General features: G+C 72.0%; 15 protein-coding genes. 7 read left to right on the forward strand and 8 right to left on the reverse strand.

Annotated elements, in window-relative coordinates:
* Positions 1-134: 134 nt before the first annotated feature.
* On the reverse strand, positions 135-1,085 hold the full coding sequence (rsmI, locus tag OG627_RS13205; RefSeq protein WP_329064681.1) for a 16S rRNA (cytidine(1402)-2'-O)-methyltransferase: 951 nt from the start codon (positions 1,083-1,085) through the stop codon (positions 135-137).
* 65 nt (positions 1,086-1,150) lie between these two features.
* Here rsmI and OG627_RS13210 point away from each other — a divergent pair, with 65 nt between their 5' ends.
* From OG627_RS13210 to OG627_RS13225, 4 genes are all read left to right on the forward strand, one after another.
* Complete coding sequence (locus OG627_RS13210) at positions 1,151-2,872, forward strand: dolichyl-phosphate-mannose--protein mannosyltransferase (RefSeq protein WP_329064683.1); 1,722 nt, start codon at positions 1,151-1,153, stop codon at positions 2,870-2,872.
* Between the two features lie 193 nt (positions 2,873-3,065).
* Positions 3,066-4,712: a penicillin-binding transpeptidase domain-containing protein gene (locus OG627_RS13215; protein ID WP_329064685.1), complete on the forward strand. Its 1,647-nt coding sequence runs from the start codon at positions 3,066-3,068 to the stop codon at positions 4,710-4,712.
* Between the two features lie 209 nt (positions 4,713-4,921).
* Positions 4,922-5,773 carry an EamA family transporter gene (locus OG627_RS13220; RefSeq protein WP_329064688.1) on the forward strand — a complete coding sequence of 284 codons (852 nt, stop codon included), beginning with the start codon at positions 4,922-4,924 and terminating at the stop codon, positions 5,771-5,773.
* A 76-nt stretch (positions 5,774-5,849) separates the two neighbouring features.
* Entirely contained in the window at positions 5,850-7,061 is a 1,212-nt protein-coding gene (locus OG627_RS13225) for a DUF1259 domain-containing protein (protein ID WP_329064690.1), read from the forward strand.
* 53 nt (positions 7,062-7,114) lie between these two features.
* On the opposite strand, the gene OG627_RS13230 is transcribed toward OG627_RS13225, so the two are convergent.
* On the reverse strand, positions 7,115-7,927 hold the full coding sequence (locus OG627_RS13230; RefSeq protein WP_329064692.1) for an SDR family NAD(P)-dependent oxidoreductase: 813 nt from the start codon (positions 7,925-7,927) through the stop codon (positions 7,115-7,117).
* Positions 7,914-9,134: a serine hydrolase domain-containing protein gene (locus OG627_RS13235; protein WP_329072621.1), complete on the reverse strand. Its 1,221-nt coding sequence runs from the start codon at positions 9,132-9,134 to the stop codon at positions 7,914-7,916. The genes OG627_RS13230 and OG627_RS13235 overlap by 14 nt, the downstream gene beginning before the upstream one ends.
* A gap of 180 nt (positions 9,135-9,314) precedes the next feature.
* Here OG627_RS13235 and OG627_RS13240 point away from each other — a divergent pair, with 180 nt between their 5' ends.
* Positions 9,315-10,679, forward strand: a complete 1,365-nt coding sequence (locus OG627_RS13240; protein WP_329064694.1) for a M14 family metallopeptidase — start codon at positions 9,315-9,317, stop codon at positions 10,677-10,679.
* A 58-nt stretch (positions 10,680-10,737) separates the two neighbouring features.
* On the opposite strand, the gene OG627_RS13245 is transcribed toward OG627_RS13240, so the two are convergent.
* Positions 10,738-11,484, reverse strand: a complete 747-nt coding sequence (locus OG627_RS13245) for a hypothetical protein (protein WP_329064695.1) — start codon at positions 11,482-11,484, stop codon at positions 10,738-10,740.
* Positions 11,485-12,387: 903 nt separating this feature from the next.
* Between OG627_RS13245 and OG627_RS13250 the strand changes: the two genes are divergently transcribed.
* Positions 12,388-12,915 carry a hypothetical protein gene (locus OG627_RS13250; RefSeq protein ID WP_329064697.1) on the forward strand — a complete coding sequence of 176 codons (528 nt, stop codon included), beginning with the start codon at positions 12,388-12,390 and terminating at the stop codon, positions 12,913-12,915.
* Between the two features lie 49 nt (positions 12,916-12,964).
* On the opposite strand, the gene OG627_RS13255 is transcribed toward OG627_RS13250, so the two are convergent.
* From OG627_RS13255 to OG627_RS13265, 3 genes are read right to left on the reverse strand one after another with little or no spacing between them, the layout of a single operon-like run.
* Positions 12,965-13,744: an energy-coupling factor ABC transporter ATP-binding protein gene (locus OG627_RS13255; RefSeq protein ID WP_329064699.1), complete on the reverse strand. Its 780-nt coding sequence runs from the start codon at positions 13,742-13,744 to the stop codon at positions 12,965-12,967.
* Positions 13,741-14,502: a cobalt ECF transporter T component CbiQ gene (cbiQ, locus tag OG627_RS13260; protein WP_329064701.1), complete on the reverse strand. Its 762-nt coding sequence runs from the start codon at positions 14,500-14,502 to the stop codon at positions 13,741-13,743. The genes OG627_RS13255 and cbiQ overlap by 4 nt, the downstream gene beginning before the upstream one ends.
* Before the next feature lies 1 nt (position 14,503).
* On the reverse strand, positions 14,504-15,586 hold the full coding sequence (locus OG627_RS13265; protein WP_329064703.1) for an energy-coupling factor ABC transporter permease: 1,083 nt from the start codon (positions 15,584-15,586) through the stop codon (positions 14,504-14,506).
* Between the two features lie 230 nt (positions 15,587-15,816).
* On the opposite strand from OG627_RS13265, the gene OG627_RS13270 reads away from it, so the two are divergent.
* On the forward strand, positions 15,817-16,236 hold the full coding sequence (locus OG627_RS13270; protein ID WP_329064705.1) for an SsgA family sporulation/cell division regulator: 420 nt from the start codon (positions 15,817-15,819) through the stop codon (positions 16,234-16,236).
* Between the two features lie 236 nt (positions 16,237-16,472).
* Here OG627_RS13270 and OG627_RS13275 read toward each other — a convergent pair whose 3' ends face one another.
* Entirely contained in the window at positions 16,473-18,731 is a 2,259-nt protein-coding gene (locus tag OG627_RS13275; protein WP_329064708.1) for an MMPL family transporter, read from the reverse strand.
* Positions 18,732-18,833 lie beyond the last annotated feature (102 nt).

An 18,833-nucleotide genomic window follows, 5' to 3' on the forward strand; every position in this document is an offset into this window, starting at 1 on the left:
CTCCTCTCCACTGGTCCAGTGGACGCCTTCGAAGGCGGGAGCGCATCATCGCTGTCGATTAATGGAGTGGTCTTGGCCTTCTCATGCCACAAAGGCCCGGGAGAAGCCCCGGCACGCGGTCTGCGCTTTACATTTCACGATAGTCCTTTGCCCGCCGCGGGGCCGCCCGCCGACGGGCCGCCCGCCGCACGCGCCGCGTTCTTCGCCGCCACCACGGCGTCGAACACCTCGCGCTTGGGCACACCGGTCTCGGCGGCGACCGAGGCGATCGCCTCCTTGCGCCGCTCCCCCGCCTCCTCCCGGTCCCGTACCCGCCGGACCAGCTCCTCGGCGTCCAGCTCGCCCGGGTCGGGCTCGGGCGCGCCCTCGACGACGACGGTGATCTCCCCCCGTACGCCCTCCGCCGCCCAGCGGGCCAGCTCGCCCAGGCCGCCGCGCTTGACCTCCTCGTACGTCTTGGTCAGCTCGCGGCAGACGGCGGCCCTGCGGTCCGCGCCGAAGACCTCGGCCATCGCGGCGAGGGTGTCGTCCAGCCGGTGCGGCGCCTCGAAGTAGACGAGCGTGCGCCGCTCGGCCGCGGCCTCGCGGAGCCTGCTCAGCCGCTCGCCCGCCTTGCGCGGCAGGAAGCCCTCGAAGCAGAAGCGGTCCACGGGCAGCCCGGACAGCGCCAGCGCGGTCAGCACGGCGGAGGGCCCCGGCACCGCCGTCACCCTGATGTCCCGCTCGACCGCCGCCGCCACCAGCCGGTAGCCGGGGTCGGAGACCGAGGGCATGCCCGCGTCCGTGACGAGCAGCACCCGCGCCCCGTCCACCAGCGCCTCGACCAGCTCGGGTGTCCTGGCGGTCTCGTTGCCCTCGAAGTACGACACGATCCGGCCACGGGTCCGCACCCCGAGCGCCTGGGTGAGCCGACGCAGCCGCCGGGTGTCCTCGGCGGCGATCACATCGGCCGTCTCCAGCTCGGTGGAGAGCCGGGGCGGCGCGTCGGTGACATCGCCGATCGGCGTCCCGGCGAGGACGAGCGTGCCGTGCGTTCCGTGTGCCCCGTGCGGCTGGTGGGTCCCGTGCGTTCCGTGCGTTTCCATCACATCCGCCATCCTCGCAGGGCGCGACGCGCCCCTCGCACAGCGGCGTTCCCTACGATGGCGCGGTGACCAGTACCGCACCCTCAGCCCTTCAGGGGCACGACGCCGAGGACAAGCCGCCCTCCTGGCCGCAGCGGCTGCGCCGATTCGGCCATTCCCCACGGCCGGTGACCGGTCTGCGCGAGCGGCTCGTACCGCCGTACACCCGGCCCTCGGAGCGGCTGTGGGCCGTCCTCGGGATCTCCCCGGCCCGCGCGGAACGGATCGTCCGCTGGTCGGCGTGGGGCGGTCCGCTGCTCGTGGCGCTGGTCGCCGGGATGCTGCGGTTCTGGCACCTGGGCAGCCCCAAGGCGGTGATATTCGACGAGACGTATTACGCGAAGGACGCCTGGGCGCTCATCAACCAGGGGTACGAGGGCAGCTGGCCCAAGGACATCGACAAGTCGATCCTGAAGGACCCGTCCTCGGTCCCCGTTCCGACCGACCCCGGCTATGTGGTGCATCCGCCGGTGGGCAAGTGGGTCATCGGACTCGGCGAGTACGTCTTCGGGTTCAACCCCTTCGGCTGGCGCTTCATGGTGGCGCTGCTCGGCACGCTGTCCGTGCTGATGCTGTGCCGGATCGGGCGGCGGCTGTTCCGTTCGACGTTCCTGGGCTGTCTGGCGGGCGCGCTGCTCGCCGTGGACGGGCTGCACTTCGTGATGAGCAGGACCGCGCTGCTCGACCTGGTGCTGATGTTCTTCGTGCTGGCCGCGTTCGGGTGTCTGCTGATCGACCGCGACTGGGCCAGGCGCGGACTGGCGGCGGCGCTGCCGGTGGACGAGGAGGGCGTGCTGCGCCCGGATGCCACCGTCGCGCGGACGCTGCGGCTGGGCTGGCGCCCCTGGCGGCTGGCCGCCGGGGTGATGCTGGGGCTGGCCTTCGCGACGAAGTGGAACGGGCTCTACATCCTCACCGCCTTCGCGATCATGGCCGTGCTGTGGGACGTGGGCGCGCGCAGGACGGCCGGCGCGGTACGGCCGTACTCGGCGGTGATCCTGCGCGACGTGGTGCCGGCCTTCGTCTCGACCGTCCCGGTCGCGATCGGTACGTACCTCGCCTCCTGGACCGGCTGGATCGTCACCGACAAGGGGTACTTCCGGAACTGGGCGGCGACGGCGGGGCAGGGCGGCGGCTTCACCTGGCTGCCGGACTGGCTGCGCAGCCTGTGGCACTACGAGACCGAGGTCTACTCCTTCCACGTCAATCTGACCTCGGGCCACACCTACCAGTCGAACCCGTGGAGCTGGATCATCCTGGGCCGCCCGGTCTCGTACTTCTACGAGGACCCGGCGGCCGGCAAGGACGGCTGCCCGGCGTCGACGGCGGGCAAGTGCGCCCGCGAGGTGCTGGCGATCGGCACACCGCTGCTGTGGTGGACGGCGGCGTTCGCGCTCTGTTACGTGCTGTGGCGCTGGTTCTTCCGCCGCGACTGGCGCGCGGGCGCGATCGCGGGCGCGGTGGCGGCGGGGTGGGCGCCGTGGTTCCTGTACCAGGAGCGGACGATCTTCCTCTTCTACGCGGTCGTCTTCGTACCGTTCCTCTGTCTGGCGGTGGCGATGCTGGTCGGCGCGATCGTGGGGCCACCGGGCTCGGACGAGCGGCGCAGGACGATCGGCGCGGTCGGCGCGGGGGTGCTGGTGCTGCTGATCGTGTGGAACTTCATCTACTTCTGGCCGCTGTACACGGGGACCGCGATCCCGCTGGACTCGTGGCGCTCGCGGATGTGGCTGGACACCTGGGTCTGACGGTCCCGCCGCGTCGGCGCGGGACGGCGACTCCCCGTCCGGCGACTCCCCGTCCGGCGACTCCCGGTCCGGCACCTCACGGTCCGGCAACTCTCGCCCCCGTCGCCCCGGTGGTCCCGTAGAGTGCGGCTCGACCGTTCCTTGAACATGGCTCAGATGATCAAGGAGGCTCCTGGGGAGGGGTACCGCACTCATGCGCAGTGGAGCGAAGACCGCCGTCATAGGCGGAGTTTTCCTGGTGGTCGCTGGTGGGGTCGGCTACGGCGCGTACGCCGTGTACGGGGACGTCGCCGGTGACGGCAGCGGCAGTGTCTCCGCCACCCGCGAGGTGAAGACCGGCCCGCTGAGCGCCGAGGAGATCGACACGGCCGCGAAGGAGTTCCTCGCCGGGTGGGCGAAGGGCGACGACGGCGCGACCCTCGCCCAGCTGACCAACGACGCCTCCGCCGCCGCGAGCGTCATCGACGGCTACCGCGACGAGGCCCATGTCACCAGCGCGGTGATCACTCCGGGCGCCGCCGTCGGTACGAAGGTCCCCTTCCAGGTGAAGGCCACGGTCGAGTTCGGCGGGAAGAGCGCGCCCTGGTCGTACGAATCGGAGCTGACGGTGGTGCGCGGGCAGACCACGGGACGCCCGCTGGTCGACTGGGCCCCCTCCGTGATCCATCCGAAGCTGACGAAGACCAGTCATCTGGTCACGGGCGAGGCTTCGGCCCCGGAGATCGAGGCCGTCGACCGCAACGGCGTGGAGCTGACGAAGGAGAAGTACCCGTCGCTGGGGCCGATCCTGAACGAACTGCGGGAACGGTACGGCGAGAAGGCGGGCGGCTCGTCCGGCGTCGAGCTGGCGCTGCGCGCCGACAACGGCGCCGAGGCGGCGTCGGGCCCGGCCGCCGAGACCCTGCTCGTCCTCTCCAAGGGCACCCCCGGCAAGCTGACGACCACGCTGGACGCGAACGTGCAGGGCGCCGCCGAGCGGTCGGTGAAGCAGTTCAGCGAGGCGTCGGTCGCGGCCGTCAAGCCGAGTACGGGCGAGATCCTGGCCGTGGCCAACAACCGCTCGGACGGCTTCAACGCGGCGATGCTCGGCAAGCAGGCGCCCGGCTCCACGATGAAGATCGTGACCGCCGCCATGCTGATGGAGAAGGGCCTGGTGGCGGCGGACCGGCCGGCCGAGTGCCCGCCGACCGCCATGTACATGGGCCGTACCTTCCAGAACCTGGACAAGTTCTCGCTCGACAACAGGCCGTTCTCGGAGAGCTTCGCGCGCTCCTGCAACACCGCCTTCATCAAGCAGATCGACGACGTCGACGACGACACCGCGCTGAAGACCGAGACCGAGGAGGTCTTCGGGATCGGTCTCGACAACTGGAAGACCGGGGTCCCGACCTTCGACGGCAGCGTGCCGGCCGCCGCGGGCGGCGAGGCCGCGGCCCAGTACATCGGGCAGGGCACGGTGCAGATGAACGTGCTCAACATGGCGTCGATCACCGCCACGGCCAAGAACGGCAGCTTCAAGCAGCCCGTGCTCGTCGCGCCCTCCCTGGACGACCGCGAGGTGGCCACGGCCGCCCGCTCGCTCTCCCCCGGTGTGGCGCAGCAGCTGCGCCGGATGATGGCGATCACGGCGACCAGCGGTACGGGGGCCAACGCGATGTCGGGTCTCGGCGGCGACAAGGGCGCCAAGACCGGCTCCGCCGAGGTCGACGGTCAGGAGACCTCGAACAGCTGGTTCGCGGGATACCGCGACGACCTGGCGGCCGCGGCGGTCGTCCAGTCCGGCGGACACGGCGGCGACGCGGCGGGCCCGGTGGTCGCGGCGGTGCTGGGCGCGGGCTGAGCGAGGACCGAGCGTCAGCGGCACCTCGTGGGTGGGCCCGCGCGCGGGCCGGGCGGGGTGGCTCGCGCGGGCCGGGCGGGCGGAAAGCCCCTGGTACGCGGGGTGCGGGGCGCGTTAGCGTGCGGAGTCATGAGCACTTCAGACCCGGCAGTCGTCTGCCCGCCCGCCGTACGTTCCCGTCCCGCTGAGGCCCCGCGCGAGCCGCGGGCGTGACCCCGCTCGTGGTCGTCGCGGTGCTCATCGCCGCCGTGACGCACGCCAGTTGGAACGCGATCGCGCACAACATCCCCGACAAACTGGTCGCGTTCACGCTGATCGGCGGTGGCTCGGCGGTGATCGGCGCGGTCATCGCCTGTTTCACGCCGCTGCCGGCCGCGGCGGCCTGGCCGTATCTGGCGGTCTCGGGGCTGCTGCACGTGGGCTACCAGCTGCTGCTGATGCGCTCCTTCAGCCTCGGCGACTTCGGCCAGATGTATCCGATCGCCCGGGGGACGGCGCCCCTGGTGGTGACCGTCGTGGCCGCCGTCCTGATCGGGGAGTCGCTCGACGCCTGGCAGAGCGCGGGCGTCGCCGTGGCCTCGGCGGGGCTGCTGGCGCTGGCCCTGTGGGGCATCAGGGGCGCGGCGACGGCGCCGCGCGGGCCCGCCGTACTGGCGGCCGTGGCGACGGGGCTCTCGATCGCCGCGTACACGGTGGTGGACGGCGTCGGGGTACGGAACTCGGGCGCGACGCTCGGCTACATCGCCTGGCTGATGATCCTGGAGGGGGTGCTGATTCCCGTGTACGCCCTGTACTCCCGCCGCCGTCGGCTGGTCGCGCAGCTGCGCCCCCATATGACGCTCGGTCTGCTCGGCGCGGCTCTGTCGATGTTCGCGTACGGCCTGGTCCTGTGGGCGCAGACCCGGGCGCCTCTCGCGCCGGTCGCGGCGCTGCGCGAATCGTCGATCATCGTGGGCGCCGCGATAGGGACCGTGTTCTTCAAGGAGCGCTTCGGGGTGCCCAGGATCGCGGCGGCGGGGCTGATGGTGGTGGGGATCGGGCTGATGCTCCACACGAGTTGAGCGGGCGCGGCGCGGGGCCGTGGATCGCGTTCGCGCCGGTCGGGCGTGCTTTCATCCGCCCGGAGGTGTAAGTGTGATGAAACGAGAATCACAAAAGAACGCTCCCCATTCGTCCCCTCAGACCAGCCAGACCAGCCAGACCAGCCAGACCAGCCAGACCGGTCAGACCGGTCAGACCGGTCAGGGCAGCCCGGTCAACCCGGCCGAGCCGGCTGACCGGACGGACAGGCGTACGAGCAGACGGACGGTCACCCCGCGCAGACGGCTGCTCGCCGCCGCCGCGCTCGCGCCCCTGCTGGCACCGGTGCTGACCGGGGTCGGGGTGGGCTCCGCCCGCGCCAGGTCGGCCGTGACACCGGGAACGGAGACCGGAGGAACGGGAGCGGGCGGCGGCGAGCCGGCCGGACCGGTCCAGCCGGTGCCGACCACGGAAGCCGACTGGAAGGGCGTCGCGAAGGCGCTGGGGCGGCCCGGCAGCCTGGTGCGCGGGCTGTTCTACCACACCCGTTTCCCGCGCGGGGACCTGCACGTGGTCACCCGGGGCGTCACCGTGGCACCGGGGCTCGCCCTCGGGTCGCACATGGCCTTCGTCCGGTACGCCGACGGCACCACCTCCGTGATGGGCGATCTGAACGTCACGGAGGGCGAGCTTCAGCGGGTGACCGACTCGCTGTTCCAGCACGGCATCGAGGTGACCGCGCTCCACAAGCATCTGCTCGCCCACACCCCCGACGTCTGGTGGCTCCACATCCACGGCCACGCCCACGGCACGGACCCGGTACCGCTGGCCCGCGGGCTGCGCGCGGCCATCGGCCGCACCGCGAGCCCGCCCGCCACGGAACCGGGACCGCCGCGGCCCCTCGATCTGGACCTGGCGGGGATGGAGGCCGCGCTCGGGGTGGCGGGCTCCAACGACGGCGGTATCCACAAGGCCGTCTTCGCCCGCCGCGAGACCGTGGTCCACGAGGGGAAGGCGCTGCCCCGGGGGCTGGCGGCGACCTCGGCCTTCAACTTCCAGCCGCTGGGCGGCGGACGGGCCGCCGTCAACGGGGACTTCGCCATGGTCGCCGACGAGGTCCAGAAGGTGCTGAGCACGCTGCGGCGGGGCGGGCTCGAACTCGTGGAACTCCACAACCACGGCCTCACGGAGGAACCGCGCCTGTTCTTCGCCCACTTCTGGGGCGTGGACGACGCGGTCAGGCTGGCGCGGGCGCTCCGGCCCGCGGTGGACGCCACCAATGTGGTGCCGGTCTCGATGACGGACGGCAGCGTACGCGTCAGCCCGTGACACCCGTGGCGCCGCCCCGTCGCGCCCCGTGGCTCCCATGCCACAGGTCGGTCTCAGCCCCTGAACGCCCGCCGCAGCCCCAGGTTGCTCGACAGGATGCCCCCGTCCACCGGCAGGGTGACGCCGGTGATCCATGAGGCGTCCGCCGACGCCAGGAAGGCGACCGCCGACGCGATGTCGTCCGGCGTGCCCACCCGGCCCAGCGGGTAGTGGTCCGCCGCGCGCTCCAGCACCGCCTCGCGGCCCGCCCAGGCGGGGGTGTGGATGGTGCCGGGCTCGATCAGGTTGACGCGGACGCCGCGCGGGGCGGCGTGGCCGGAGAGGGTACGGGTGAGACCGGCGAGGCCCGCCTTGGCGGCGCTGTAGGCGTGGTTGCCGAAGTCCTGCGCGCCGTTGACGGAGCCGATCATGACGATCGAGCCCCGGCCCGACGCGACCAGGTACGGGAGGGCGGCGCGGGCGCACCGGAAGGCGCCGGTCAGGGTGATGTCGAGGTCCAGCGCCCAGGCGTCGTCGGGCTGGTCCTCGAACAGCGGGGCGTCCGGTGTGCACGAGTGGGCGTTGTTGACGAGGACGTCGAGGGAGCCGAAGTGCTCGACGGCGTACGCCACCGCCGCCTCGACCGAGGGGCGGTCGGCCACGTCGCAGCCGAACGACCGTGCGCCCGGGACGGTTTCGGCCGTGGCCGCCGCCCGCTCCGCGTCCCGGTCCGTGACCAGGACGCGGGCGCCCTCGGCGGCCAGCCGACGCGCGGTCGCCGCCCCGATGCCGCGCCCGGCTCCGGTGATCAGTACCCCGTAACCGTCGAGTCTGCGGCCCGTGCGCGCGCCGGTGCTCTCGTCGGACCGCTCGTCAGTTGGCTTCATCCGGCGATGATGTCGCCACCTTCACCGCCCGCACCAGTGCCTGGGCGCGCGGATCCGCCGTCACGCCCTTGCGCATCCCGTTCGTCACGTAGCCCAGCGCGATCCCCGACTCCGGGTCGGCGAAGCCGAGCGAGCCGCCGCGTCCCGGGTGGCCGAAGGAGCCGGGCCCGAGCAGCGGCGCCGCCGGTCCGTGCAGCATGAAGCCGAGGCCGAAGCGGGTGCTGACGACCAGGACGCGGTCGGGGCCCGCCGACTCCTCCGTACGGGCCAGGGTCAGCGTCGCGGGCGCGAAGAGGCGGTGGCCGTCGACCGGGCCGATCATCGCCGCGTAGCAGCGGGCCAGCGCGCGGGCGGTCGAGATGCCGCCGGAGGCCGGGAGTTCGGCGGCGCGGTAGGCCGGGTCGTTCTCGTCCGGCAGCGGATCGATGACGGCGAAGGCCCGCCGCGTCAGCGACCCGGCGTCCCCGTACGCGGCCGAGACGGACCGCTTGGGCCGCAGCCTGAGCGCGCCCCCGACGGCGGTGGGCTCCTCCACCGGGCCGATCCGGCCCACCCGGTGGGCCTCCTCGGCGGGCAGCCCGACCCAGAAGTCGAGCCCCAGCGGACGGGCGATCTCCTCGGCGATCCACCGGCCGACGGACCGGCCCGTCACCCGTCTGACCAGCTCGGACATCAGCCAGCTGTAGGTGTGCGCGTGGTAGCCGTGGTCGGTGCCGGGCTCCCAAGCGGGGCTCTGCGCTGCCAGGGCAGCCGGACCCGACTCGCCGTCGAGCGCCTGCGCCGGGGTGAGCGGCCGGTCCAGTACGGGCACGCCCGCGCGGTGCGACAGCAGATGCCGTACGAGCACCCGTTCCTTGCCCGCGGCCTTGAACTCGGGCCAGTACGTGCCGACCGGCGCGTCCAGGTCGATCTGGCCGCGCTGGTGCAGGAGCAGCGGTACGGCGGCGGCGATGCCCTTGGTGGCCGACCGGACGACCTGCGCCGTGTCCAGCGCCCAGGGCGCCGGGTCACCGGTCCCCGCCCCGTCCGCCCCCGCGTCAGCGGCTGTCGGGGCGACATCACGGGTGCCCGCCCAGAGGTCCACGACCTTGTGGCCGTCCCGGTAGACGGCGACCGCCGCGCCCTGTTCGCCCAGCCGGTCGAAGTTCCGTACGAAAGCGTCCCTGACCGGCTCGAAGCCCGCCTCCACCGTGCCCTGGACGTCCACGCCCGCACCCCTGCCGTCGTCCCGCCCCGCCCCGGCGGCGTGGCCCCCTCTATGGTGCAGCATTCCCGCCGGCCGCCCGGCCCCTCCCGGCCGGGCCGCCCCGACCGGAAGCGCCCTCTTGACCGGGGCATGCCACACCTCCAGGATGACCCCCGCCACTCCACACCCCCTGGAGGTTTCATGCGCACGCGATTACGCGGAATCGGCGGCACCGGCCGCAGACGGCCGGCGACCCTGGCCGCGGCACTGCTCCTGACCCTCGGGCTCGCCGCCACCGCCACGACCGCCGCCACCACCGCGTCGGCCGGCCCCCGGCCGCCCGGCTCCACCACGGCCGCGGGCGGGCAGGACACCCGGCAGTACGAGATCCAGCTGCACGCCACGTCAGCGACGCGCACCGCGCTCGCCAGGACCGGCGTGAGCATCGACGAGTCCGACGACGAGCGCGTGGTCGTCTCCGCGGGCCCGGGCCAGCTGGCCGAGTTGCGCGCGCTGGGCTACGAGCCCACGGCGCTGGGCGCGGTCCCCGACCGTACGGGGGGTGACGTCGTCACGCCGTACGACTTCCCGCCGGCCGACTCGGCGTATCACAACTACGCCGAAATGACGGCCGAGATCAGCTCCGTCATCGCGGCCAATCCGTCCCTCGCGAGCCAGCGCGTCATCGGCACCTCGTACCAGGGCCGGAACATCGTCGCCCTCAAGATCAGCCGCAATGTGGCGGTCGACGAGAACGAGCCCGAGATCCTCTTCACCCACCATCAGCACGCGCGCGAGCACCTCACCGTGGAGATGGCGCTGTATCTGCTCAAGGAGCTGACCTCCGGCTACGGCACCGATTCCCGGATCACCACGCTGCTCGATACCCGTGAGATCTGGATCATCCCGGACCTCAACCCGGACGGCGGCGAGTACGACATCGCCACCGGCTCCTACCGCAGCTGGCGCAAGAACCGCCAGCCCAACTCCGGCTCCACCGCCGTGGGTACGGACCTCAACCGCAACTGGGCCTACCGCTGGGGCTGCTGCGGCGGCTCCTCCGGCACCGCCTCCTCGGAGACCTACCGGGGCAGCGCCGCCGAGTCCGCGCCCGAGGTGAAGGTCGTGGCGGACTTCGTGCGCAGCCGGGTCGTGGGCGGCACCCAGCAGATCAAGGCCGCGATCGACTTCCACACCTACAGCGAGCTGGTGCTCTGGCCGTTCGGCTACACCACCGCCGACACCACCACCGGAATGACCGCCGACGACCGCAACGCGTTCGCGACCGTCGGCCAGAAGATGGCCGCGAGCAACGGCTACACGCCCGAGCAGTCCAGCGACCTCTACATCACGGACGGGTCGATCGACGACTGGCTGTGGGGCACGCACAAGATCTTCGCGTACACCTTCGAGATGTACCCGAGGACGAGTTCGTCCGGCGGCTTCTATCCGCCCGCCTCGGTGATCACCCGCGAAACGAGCCGCAACCGCGACGCGGTGCTCCAGCTGATGGAGAACGCGGACTGCATGTACCGCTCCATCGGCAAGCAGGCGCAGTACTGCTGACGTGACGGTCGTGCCACCGGCCCCGGCACACGGCGGCCGGTGGCACGACAGGGCTGCGTCACACCCGCCCCCACCCACGCGGCCGGGGCAGCTCACCGGCCGGTACGGTCACGAGGACCGGCGCGCGGTGGCAGTGGCAGGTGTACGCGTAGACGGCGCCCAGCGCACCCGACGCACCTGTCACGCCCGTCTCGACCGCCATGAGCAACGCCCGTGCCTCGTCGTCCGGATCGGCGGAGTCGGAGGACGACCAGGCCGCCCACAGGACGGTCACCACGAGCACCAGAAAGCTCAGGCCGAGCGCGACGACCCCCCAGAGCCGCACGTCACTGACGGGCTCAACCACCGGTCGTCCCACCGCCGTTGCGGACATCGCGGACATCGAACTCGGCGAACACGGTCTTCCCCACGCACCGGGGCTCCGTACCCCACCGGTCCGCGACCTCCGCGACGATCCGGAGCCCCCGCCCGAAACACTCACCCTCGGCCGGGACCGCGCGTACGGCAGCCGCTCCCCACGCGGATCACCGACCTCGACGCGCAGAGTGCCGGCCCGCAGGACGTTCCGCACCTGAAACAGCCTGCCTCGGATGCAGCCGTGCATCAGGGCGTTGGTGCCCAACTCGGAGACCACCAGCCCCACGGACCAGGCGAGTTCGGGATACCCCCACTCGGTCACCAGCTGCACGGCCCGGTGTCTGGCGAGGGTGACACTGCCGGCGACGGGGGCGTAGTTCAGCCGGTCCTCGTGCAGCACGGGCCCGAAGGGGGGCTCGGGGCAGGGGGGTTGGGGAACTGAGGCCATGGACGCGCACCTCCATGCGCGGTCGGGGGCGTTGCCCGTACATGCCCCGCTGGTCACCGTTGCGCTGTGGTACCCGGAAGGTGGGCGGGAGTTGATGTCCGGCCGGGACCTCGGACCGATCCGGGGGCCTCCGGGCGGCGCCCGGGAGCGAGAAGTGTGACGTTAGAGCCACTTCGGACCCGCCAGACGGCCGTGACGTCACAGTCTTCGGGATCATGGAGCCCAACCCTGTCCATACGCCCCTTTTGGGGCGTTTTGATGGGCGGCTGGAGGGCCCTCCGGACGGTACATGTGTCCTGAGGTGCATAAGGAGCCCATCCGGACGCAAAGACGGCCTCCGGAAGCCCACTTACCGCCACAAGCACCCCACCAACCCCACAACCCACACCACGGCGCCCAGCGGGGCATGTGTCCCAGCAAACAGCAGACCGTCAGCCGCCGAGACGGCGCGCCACCACCCCATCCCACTGCCGCGCAGCCCCGCAGGGCCCACCCACCCGCCAGACCCTGAACCGAGTGGCAGCCCGGCCGGTCTCTTGGGCAACCCCCACCCCCCGGCCGCCCCTCCCGCACCTGCACTTGCGACTCCGGGACAGGTGCCAAGGGTGGGCACAGCCCATCGCGCGGCGACGCGACGCAGGAGCGCCCTTTACACCTGCCCCGGAGACACGACACTCACAGCAGGAGGGGCGGCCCCCATCCCCACAACCCGCGCCACCCACCCACCCCGGGGCCACCTCGAACGCGTTCGTCACCGTCCCGCCGTCAGTTCATCAGATGGTGCGAACTCCTGCTTGACACCCGGCCGGTCCGGTCCGGGGCCCATACGCTCCATCGCACCGCCCGCCCGACTGACCGACTGACCGACCGAGGGCGGTACCCATCGCACTTTGGGGAGTGGACATGGCATCTACGGTTCGTAAGACCGTCACAGTGGTGGCGGCGGCTCTGGCGTCGCTGGGGATGGGAGGCGGCGCCGTCGCGGCGGCGGCGCCCGCGCCGGCAGCGCAGTGCGGCGGGGTGGAGTGCCCCAGCCTGCGGCCGGTCAACATCGCAGCCACCCAGGGCACGTTGAACGTCACACAGATGCAGCTGGAGAACCTCGGCGCGCTCGTCGTCGACGCCGTCACCGGGCAGCCCGTCCGGGGCGCGCTTGTCCAGTTCTACACCGCCGGCGGCCGGCTGCTCGGGGCCGCCCACACCAACTACAACGGCATCGCCGGGGTCGCCGCGCCGGAGAATCTCGGCCCCGGCACCGTCCAGGAACTGCTGTCCGGCTACGACGCCGTACTGCCCGGGGACGGCATCCACACCCCGGCCACCGCACACGGCGCGATCACCGTCGGAACCGACTGGGTGCCGCTCGGGAGCACGCTCTTCAGCGACCGTACGCTCAAGCGGAACGTGGTCCCGGTCGACTGGAGCCGGTAACCGTACCGATCTTCCACCGACGGGCCCGGCGACGCCCCTGGCAGGGGCGTCAATGGGCCCGTACCGCCCCCGGGTCGAAGCCGAACGGCAGCTCCAGGCGGTGTGCGCGCATCAGTTGGTCGTCGGACAGCAGCGCGCCCGTCGGGCCGTCAGCCGTGATCGTGCCCTCGCTGAGGATCACCGCGCGCGGGCAGAGTTCGAGCGCGTACGGCAGATCGTGCGTGACCATCAGCACGGTGATGTCCAACGACCGCAGGATGTCGGCCAGTTCACGCCGGGAGGCCGGGTCCAGGTTGGACGAGGGCTCGTCCAGGACGAGGATCTCCGGCTCCATCGCCAGTACGGTCGCCACCGCGACCCGGCGGCGCTGGCCGAAGGAGAGGTGGTGCGGCGGGCGGTCCGCGTACCGCGCCATCCCGACCTGTTTCAGCGCGGCGACGACCCGCGCCTCCAGTTCGGCGCCGCGCAGCCCGGCGGCGGCCGGGCCGAAGGCCACGTCCTCCCGTACGGTCGGCATGAACAGCTGGTCGTCCGGGTCCTGGAAGACGATGCCGACCCGGCGCCGGATCTCCGCCAGGTTCCGCTTCGCGACGGGCAGCCCGGCGACCGCGACCGTACCGGCGCCCGCCGTGAGGATGCCGTTGAGGTGCAGGACGAGCGTGGTCTTGCCGGCGCCGTTGGGACCGAGCAGCGCCACCCGCTCGCCGCGGCCGACGGTCAGGTCGACGCCGAACAGGGCCTGATGGCCGTCGGGATAGGCGTACGCGAGCCCGCGCACTTCCAGCGACGGCGGCAGCGACGGCGACGGCGACGCGGTGGGAGCTGTCATAGCGTCCAGCCAAGCAGACAGACCGCGAGCGCCGATACGGGGAGGGCCGCCGCGTACGCCCACTGCGTCCGGTCGGCCGTCACCTCGTCGATGACCGGCATGGTGCCCCTGTACCCCCGGCTCACCATCGCCAGATGCACGCGCTCACCGCGCTCGTACGAGCGGATGAACAGCGCGCCCGCCGACTTCGCCAGCACGCCCCAGTGGCGCGGACCGCTCGCCTCGAAGCCGCGTGAGCGCCGGGCGATCGACATCCGGCGCATCTCGTCGGTGATCACATCGCCGTAGCGGATCATGAAGGACGCGATCTGCACGAGCAGCGGCGGAAGCCGCAGCCGCTGGAGGCCGAGCAGCAGCGCGCGCAGCTCGGTGGTGGAGGCGAGGATCACGGAGGCGGCCACGCCCAGCGTCCCCTTGGCCAGGACGTTCCAGGCGCCCCAGAGGCCGGGGACGCTGAGCGACAGGCCGAGGAACGTCACCTGCTCGCCGGGGACGACGAAGGGCATCAGGACGGCGAAGGCCACGAACGGGATCTCGATCAACAGCCGCCGCAGCAGGAATCCGGCCGGGATCCGGGCCACGGCGGCGACCGTCGCGAGCAGCACGGCGTACAGCGCGAACGCCCATACGGCCTCGCGCGGGGTGGAGACCACCACCACGACGAAGCAGAAGACGGCGGCGAGCTTGCAGTGCGGGGGAAGCGCGTGGACCGGCGAGTGGCCGTGCCGGTAGAGCTTGTGGGCGTGGCCCGCGCCCATGTCAGACGGTCCCGGCGGGGACCTGGCCGGCCTCCTGGGCGCCGCGCCTGCGGCGCACCACCCAGAAGATCCCGCTGCCGACGGCGACGGTGGCGCCGACGCCGATCACCCCCGCGAGGCCGCCGGAGATCCGGCCGTCGGCGATGTCCTTGACGCCGTAGCCGGCCAGCGGGGAGTCGTCGGTGTGGTGCGGCTCGGTCTTCTTGTCGATGCCCTGGTCGGCGGCGACCTTCTCCAGGCCGTCTGGGCTGGACGACGCGTAGAAGGAGACGAACCCGGCCAGGACGAGCGCGGTGACCAGGCCGGTGGCCCAGAACGCGCGGGTGGAGCGCGCGGCCACCGGGCCCGCCGCCACCGGGGCGGCGGGCACAGGCACGGCCGCGGGCTCCGGCGCCGCGTCGACCAGCTCCCCGCCCACCCGCAGCTTGAGCGGCGCGGTCAGCCCCCGCGCCCCGTACACCAGGTCGGGGCGTACGGCGAGGACGGCGCCGACGGTCAGCGCCGTGATCACGGCCTCGCCAATGCCGATCAGCACATGGACGCCGACCATCGCGGTCAGCACCTTGCCGATCGGGATGTCCGTGGTCCCGCCGAGCGCGTACATCGCGGTGAAGGCGAGCGCGGCGGCCGGTACGGAGACCAGCGCGGCGACGAAGGACGCGGCGGTGACCGAGCGGCGGGTGCGGGGCAGGACCTTGACCAGGCCCCGGAAGAGCGCGTACGCGACGACGGTGGTCACCACGGCCATGTCGGTGATGTTCACACCGAGCGCGGTGAGCCCACCGTCCGCGAAGAGGATGCCCTGCATGAGCAGGACGACCGAGATACAGAGGACGCCGGTGTACGGGCCGACGAGTATCGCCGCGAGCGCCCCGCCCAGCAGATGCCCGCTCGTCCCGGCGGCCACCGGGAAGTTCAGCATCTGTACGGCGAAGACGAAGGCGGCGACGAGTCCGGCGAGGGGCGCGGTGCGCTCGTCCAGCTCGCGGCGGGCGCCGCGCAGGCTGACGGCGACGGCGCCCGCCGCGACGGCGCCGGTGGCGACCGAGACGGGGACGTTGATGAATCCGTCGGGCACATGCATGTCGGGGCTCCGCTCCCTGTTGCCGCGAGGACGGTGGTGCCGCGAGGACCGTGCGGCGGTGAACCGTCCGATAATAGAGCCCTCTTGCGAACACTTCGCAAGAGCGAGTGACATGCGAGTGGACCGGTTGCGGTTCCGCACAAGATTCCGTACGAATTGACAGAGTTTGTAGGATTAAGTCCTAAATGCTCGATAAACCGAGATAGACCGATACGCCGAGGAGCGATTCGATGTCACCCGTCGTCGAACAGCCCGCCAAGGCCCGCCTCATCACCGACGCCCCCCACCCCAGGACCGTCTCCGTGACTCTCCGCTACGACGGCGCGGATCCGCTGGCCATGCGTATCGTGTTCCCGCCCGAGGTCTCCCTGGACCGCGAGCGCGGCGAAGTGGTCTGGGCCTTCGCCCGCGACCTCCTCGAATCCGGCCTGCGGCTGCCCTCGGGCAACGGCGACGTCCAGGTGTGGCCCTGCGGCCGGGCACAGACCGTGATGGAGTTCCACTCGCCCGACGGGGTCGCGGTGGTGCAGTTCGACTCGGCGCCGCTGCGCCGGTTCCTGAGGAACTCGTACGCGCTGGTCCCGGCCGGCGAGGAGCGGCAGGACATCGAGGTGGAGAACGAGCTGAGCAAGCTGCTGCACCGAAGCTGAGCCAGCGCCCCCGCCCGCGCCCCCGCCCGCGCCCCGCCCGGCCGTGCGCGAACGGACAGCTCCCGGCTGGAAGCACCCGGAGCGGCAGCCCCCGGACAGGACAGCGGCCCGGTCCACACCCCCCACCGAGGTGTGCGACCGGGCCGCGTGTTCCGCTCCGGCTCCCGTCCCCACGGCGCCGGTGCGTGTCCGGGGCCGTGCACCGCTCTGGCGGCGGCCCCGGAGCTATCGGTGGATCAGGCGCGCACCAGCTCGCGGGCGGCACCCGGGCCGCCGTCGGGGCCGTCCCCGGCGCCGGAGGAGCCGGCCAGCGTCTTCTGGAGCGCCTCGCCCTCCACGTCCACGTTGGGCAGCAGCCGGTCCAGCCAGCGCGGCAGCCACCAGGCCCGCTTCCCGAGCAGCGCGAGCACGGCGGGCACGATGGCCATCCGGACCACGAAGGCGTCGAAGAAGACGGCGATGGCGAGCCCGAAGCCGATCATCTTGATCATCGACTCGCTGGAGCCGATGAAGCCCGCGAAGACGGCGATCATGATGACGGCGGCGGCGACGACCACCCGGGCGCCGTGCCGGAAGCCGGTGACGACCGCCTCGCCCGGCTGCTCGCCGTGGACGTACGCCTCACGCATCCGAGTGACGAGGAAGACCTCGTAGTCCATGGCGAGACCGAAGACCACGCCCACCATGAAGATCGGCATCATCGACATGATCGGACCGGTCTGCTCGACCCCGAACAGGCCCCCGAGCCAGCCCCACTGGAAGACCGCGACGACCGCGCCGAGCGCGGCGACCACGGAGAGCAGGAAGCCGAGCGCTGCCTTGAGGGGCACCAGCACCGAGCGGAAGACGAGCATCAGCAGCAGGAACGCGAGGCCGACGACGAGCGCGAGGTACGGGATGAGCGCGTCGTTCATCTTCTGCGAGAAGTCGATGTTCATCGCGGTGGCGCCGGTGACCAGGACTTCGGCCCCGTCGTCCGACTGCACCGTGGACCCGGTGTCACGGATGGAGTGGACCAGGTCCTCGGTCTTGACGGAGGAGGGACGGTCCTTGGGGATCACCGTGATGGTCGCGGTGTCGCCCGCCTTGTTGAGGGCGGGCGGGGTGACGACCGCGGCGGCGTCCATCTTCTTGATGCTGTCGGAGACCTTGGTGGCCGCCGCCTTGGCGTTGTTCTCGGCCTTGCCGTCGACCACGACCATCAGCGGCCCGTTGAAACCGGGGCCGAAGCCGTCGGAGAGCAGGTCGTACGCCTTGCGCTGGGTGGTGCTGGTCGGCTGTGAGCCGTCGTCGGGCAGACCCAGCTCCAGCGAGGCGGCCGGGACGGCGATGACGCCGAGCCCCACGACGGCCGTGACCAGGACGGTGACCGGCTTGCGCAGGACGAAACGCGCCCAGCGGGTGCCCATGTTGGGCTTCTCCTCGTCCTGCTCCTGGCCTCCGGCCGTACGGGCGGCCTTGTTCTCCAGCGCCGCGCGCTGCTTGCGTCCGTGCACCCGCTTGCCGGCGAAACCGAGCAGGGCCGGGATGAGGGTGAGCGCGATGAGGACGGCGATCACGACCGTACCTGCGGCGGCGAAGCCCATCTTGGTGAGCATCGGGATGTTGACGACGGCGAGGCCGACGAGCGCGATCACGACGGTGAGCCCGGCGAAGACCACGGCGGAACCCGCCGTACCGACGGCCCGTCCGGCCGCTTCCTCGCGGTCGCGGCCCTCGGACAGTTCGTTGCGGTAGCGGGAGACGATGAACAGCGCGTAGTCGATCCCGACCGCGAGCCCGATCATCATCGCGAGGGTGGAGGTGGTCGAGCCCAGATCCAGCACGTTGGCGAGCGCGGTGATGGTGGCGATACCGACGCCGACGCCGATGAGGGCGGTCAGCAGCGGCAGTCCGGCCGCGATCAGCGAGCCGAAGGTGATCACGAGCACGACGGCCGCGATCGCCACCCCGATGATCTCGGTGGCACCGGTCTCCGGCATGACCTGGAGCGCGTCACCGCCGATCTCCACCGTCAGCCCCTGGTCCCGGGCGTCGGTGCCGGCCTCTTCGAGCGCGGTACGGGTCGCGTCGGTCAGCTCCATCCCGCTGACCTTGTACGCGACCTGGATGTAGGCCGTCGTACCGTCCTCGGACAGGCCGCCCGCCTTGTACGGGTCGGTCACCGAGGCGACCTGCTTCGAGCTGTCCGTCAGCTCCTTGACGATCTTGCCGACCTCGGCCTTGTGGCCCGCTTCGGACATCTTCTCGTCGCCGGGCGCCTTGAAGACGACCCGGGCGGTCGCGCCATCGGCGCTGGCTCCGGGGAAGCGCTGTTCCAGGAGGTCGAATGCTTTCTGCGCCTCCGTCCCCGGTATGGAGAAGGAGCTGGAGGTGGCGGTGGACGCGGAGGCGGCGCCGACTCCGGCGAGCGCCAGCAGCGCCACCCACACCAGGGCGACATAGTGGCGGCGCCGGAAGGCGAGCCGGCCGAGCTTGTAGAGGAACGTGGCCACGAGGGCGTACTCCCGGGTCTAAGGAACGAACAGGGCATGGGGAGCCGGCCCGACGGCAGAGCGGTACGCGTCAGGTACTGCGAAGTGCTGGGGACACTACGG

Origin of the sequence: Streptomyces sp. NBC_01429, assembly GCF_036231945.1 — a bacterium.
GTDB lineage: Bacteria > Actinomycetota > Actinomycetes > Streptomycetales > Streptomycetaceae > Streptomyces.

Excerpts from the sequence above, each read along its gene's own strand:
- OG627_RS13240 (WP_329064694.1), top strand. The coding sequence starts at position 9,315 with ATGCGCACGCGATTACGCGGAATCGGCGGCACCGGCCGCAGACGGCCG.
- OG627_RS13255 (WP_329064699.1), bottom strand. The coding sequence starts at position 13,744 with ATGACAGCTCCCACCGCGTCGCCGTCGCCGTCGCTGCCGCCGTCGCTG.
- OG627_RS13215 (WP_329064685.1), top strand. The coding sequence starts at position 3,066 with ATGCGCAGTGGAGCGAAGACCGCCGTCATAGGCGGAGTTTTCCTGGTG.
- cbiQ (WP_329064701.1), bottom strand. The coding sequence starts at position 14,502 with ATGGGCGCGGGCCACGCCCACAAGCTCTACCGGCACGGCCACTCGCCG.
- OG627_RS13245 (WP_329064695.1), bottom strand. The coding sequence starts at position 11,484 with ATGGCCTCAGTTCCCCAACCCCCCTGCCCCGAGCCCCCCTTCGGGCCC.
- OG627_RS13265 (WP_329064703.1), bottom strand. The coding sequence starts at position 15,586 with ATGCATGTGCCCGACGGATTCATCAACGTCCCCGTCTCGGTCGCCACC.
- OG627_RS13230 (WP_329064692.1), bottom strand. The coding sequence starts at position 7,927 with ATGAAGCCAACTGACGAGCGGTCCGACGAGAGCACCGGCGCGCGCACG.
- rsmI (WP_329064681.1), bottom strand. The coding sequence starts at position 1,085 with ATGGAAACGCACGGAACGCACGGGACCCACCAGCCGCACGGGGCACAC.
- OG627_RS13250 (WP_329064697.1), top strand. The coding sequence starts at position 12,388 with ATGGCATCTACGGTTCGTAAGACCGTCACAGTGGTGGCGGCGGCTCTG.
- OG627_RS13225 (WP_329064690.1), top strand. The coding sequence starts at position 5,850 with ATGAAACGAGAATCACAAAAGAACGCTCCCCATTCGTCCCCTCAGACC.
- OG627_RS13270 (WP_329064705.1), top strand. The coding sequence starts at position 15,817 with ATGTCACCCGTCGTCGAACAGCCCGCCAAGGCCCGCCTCATCACCGAC.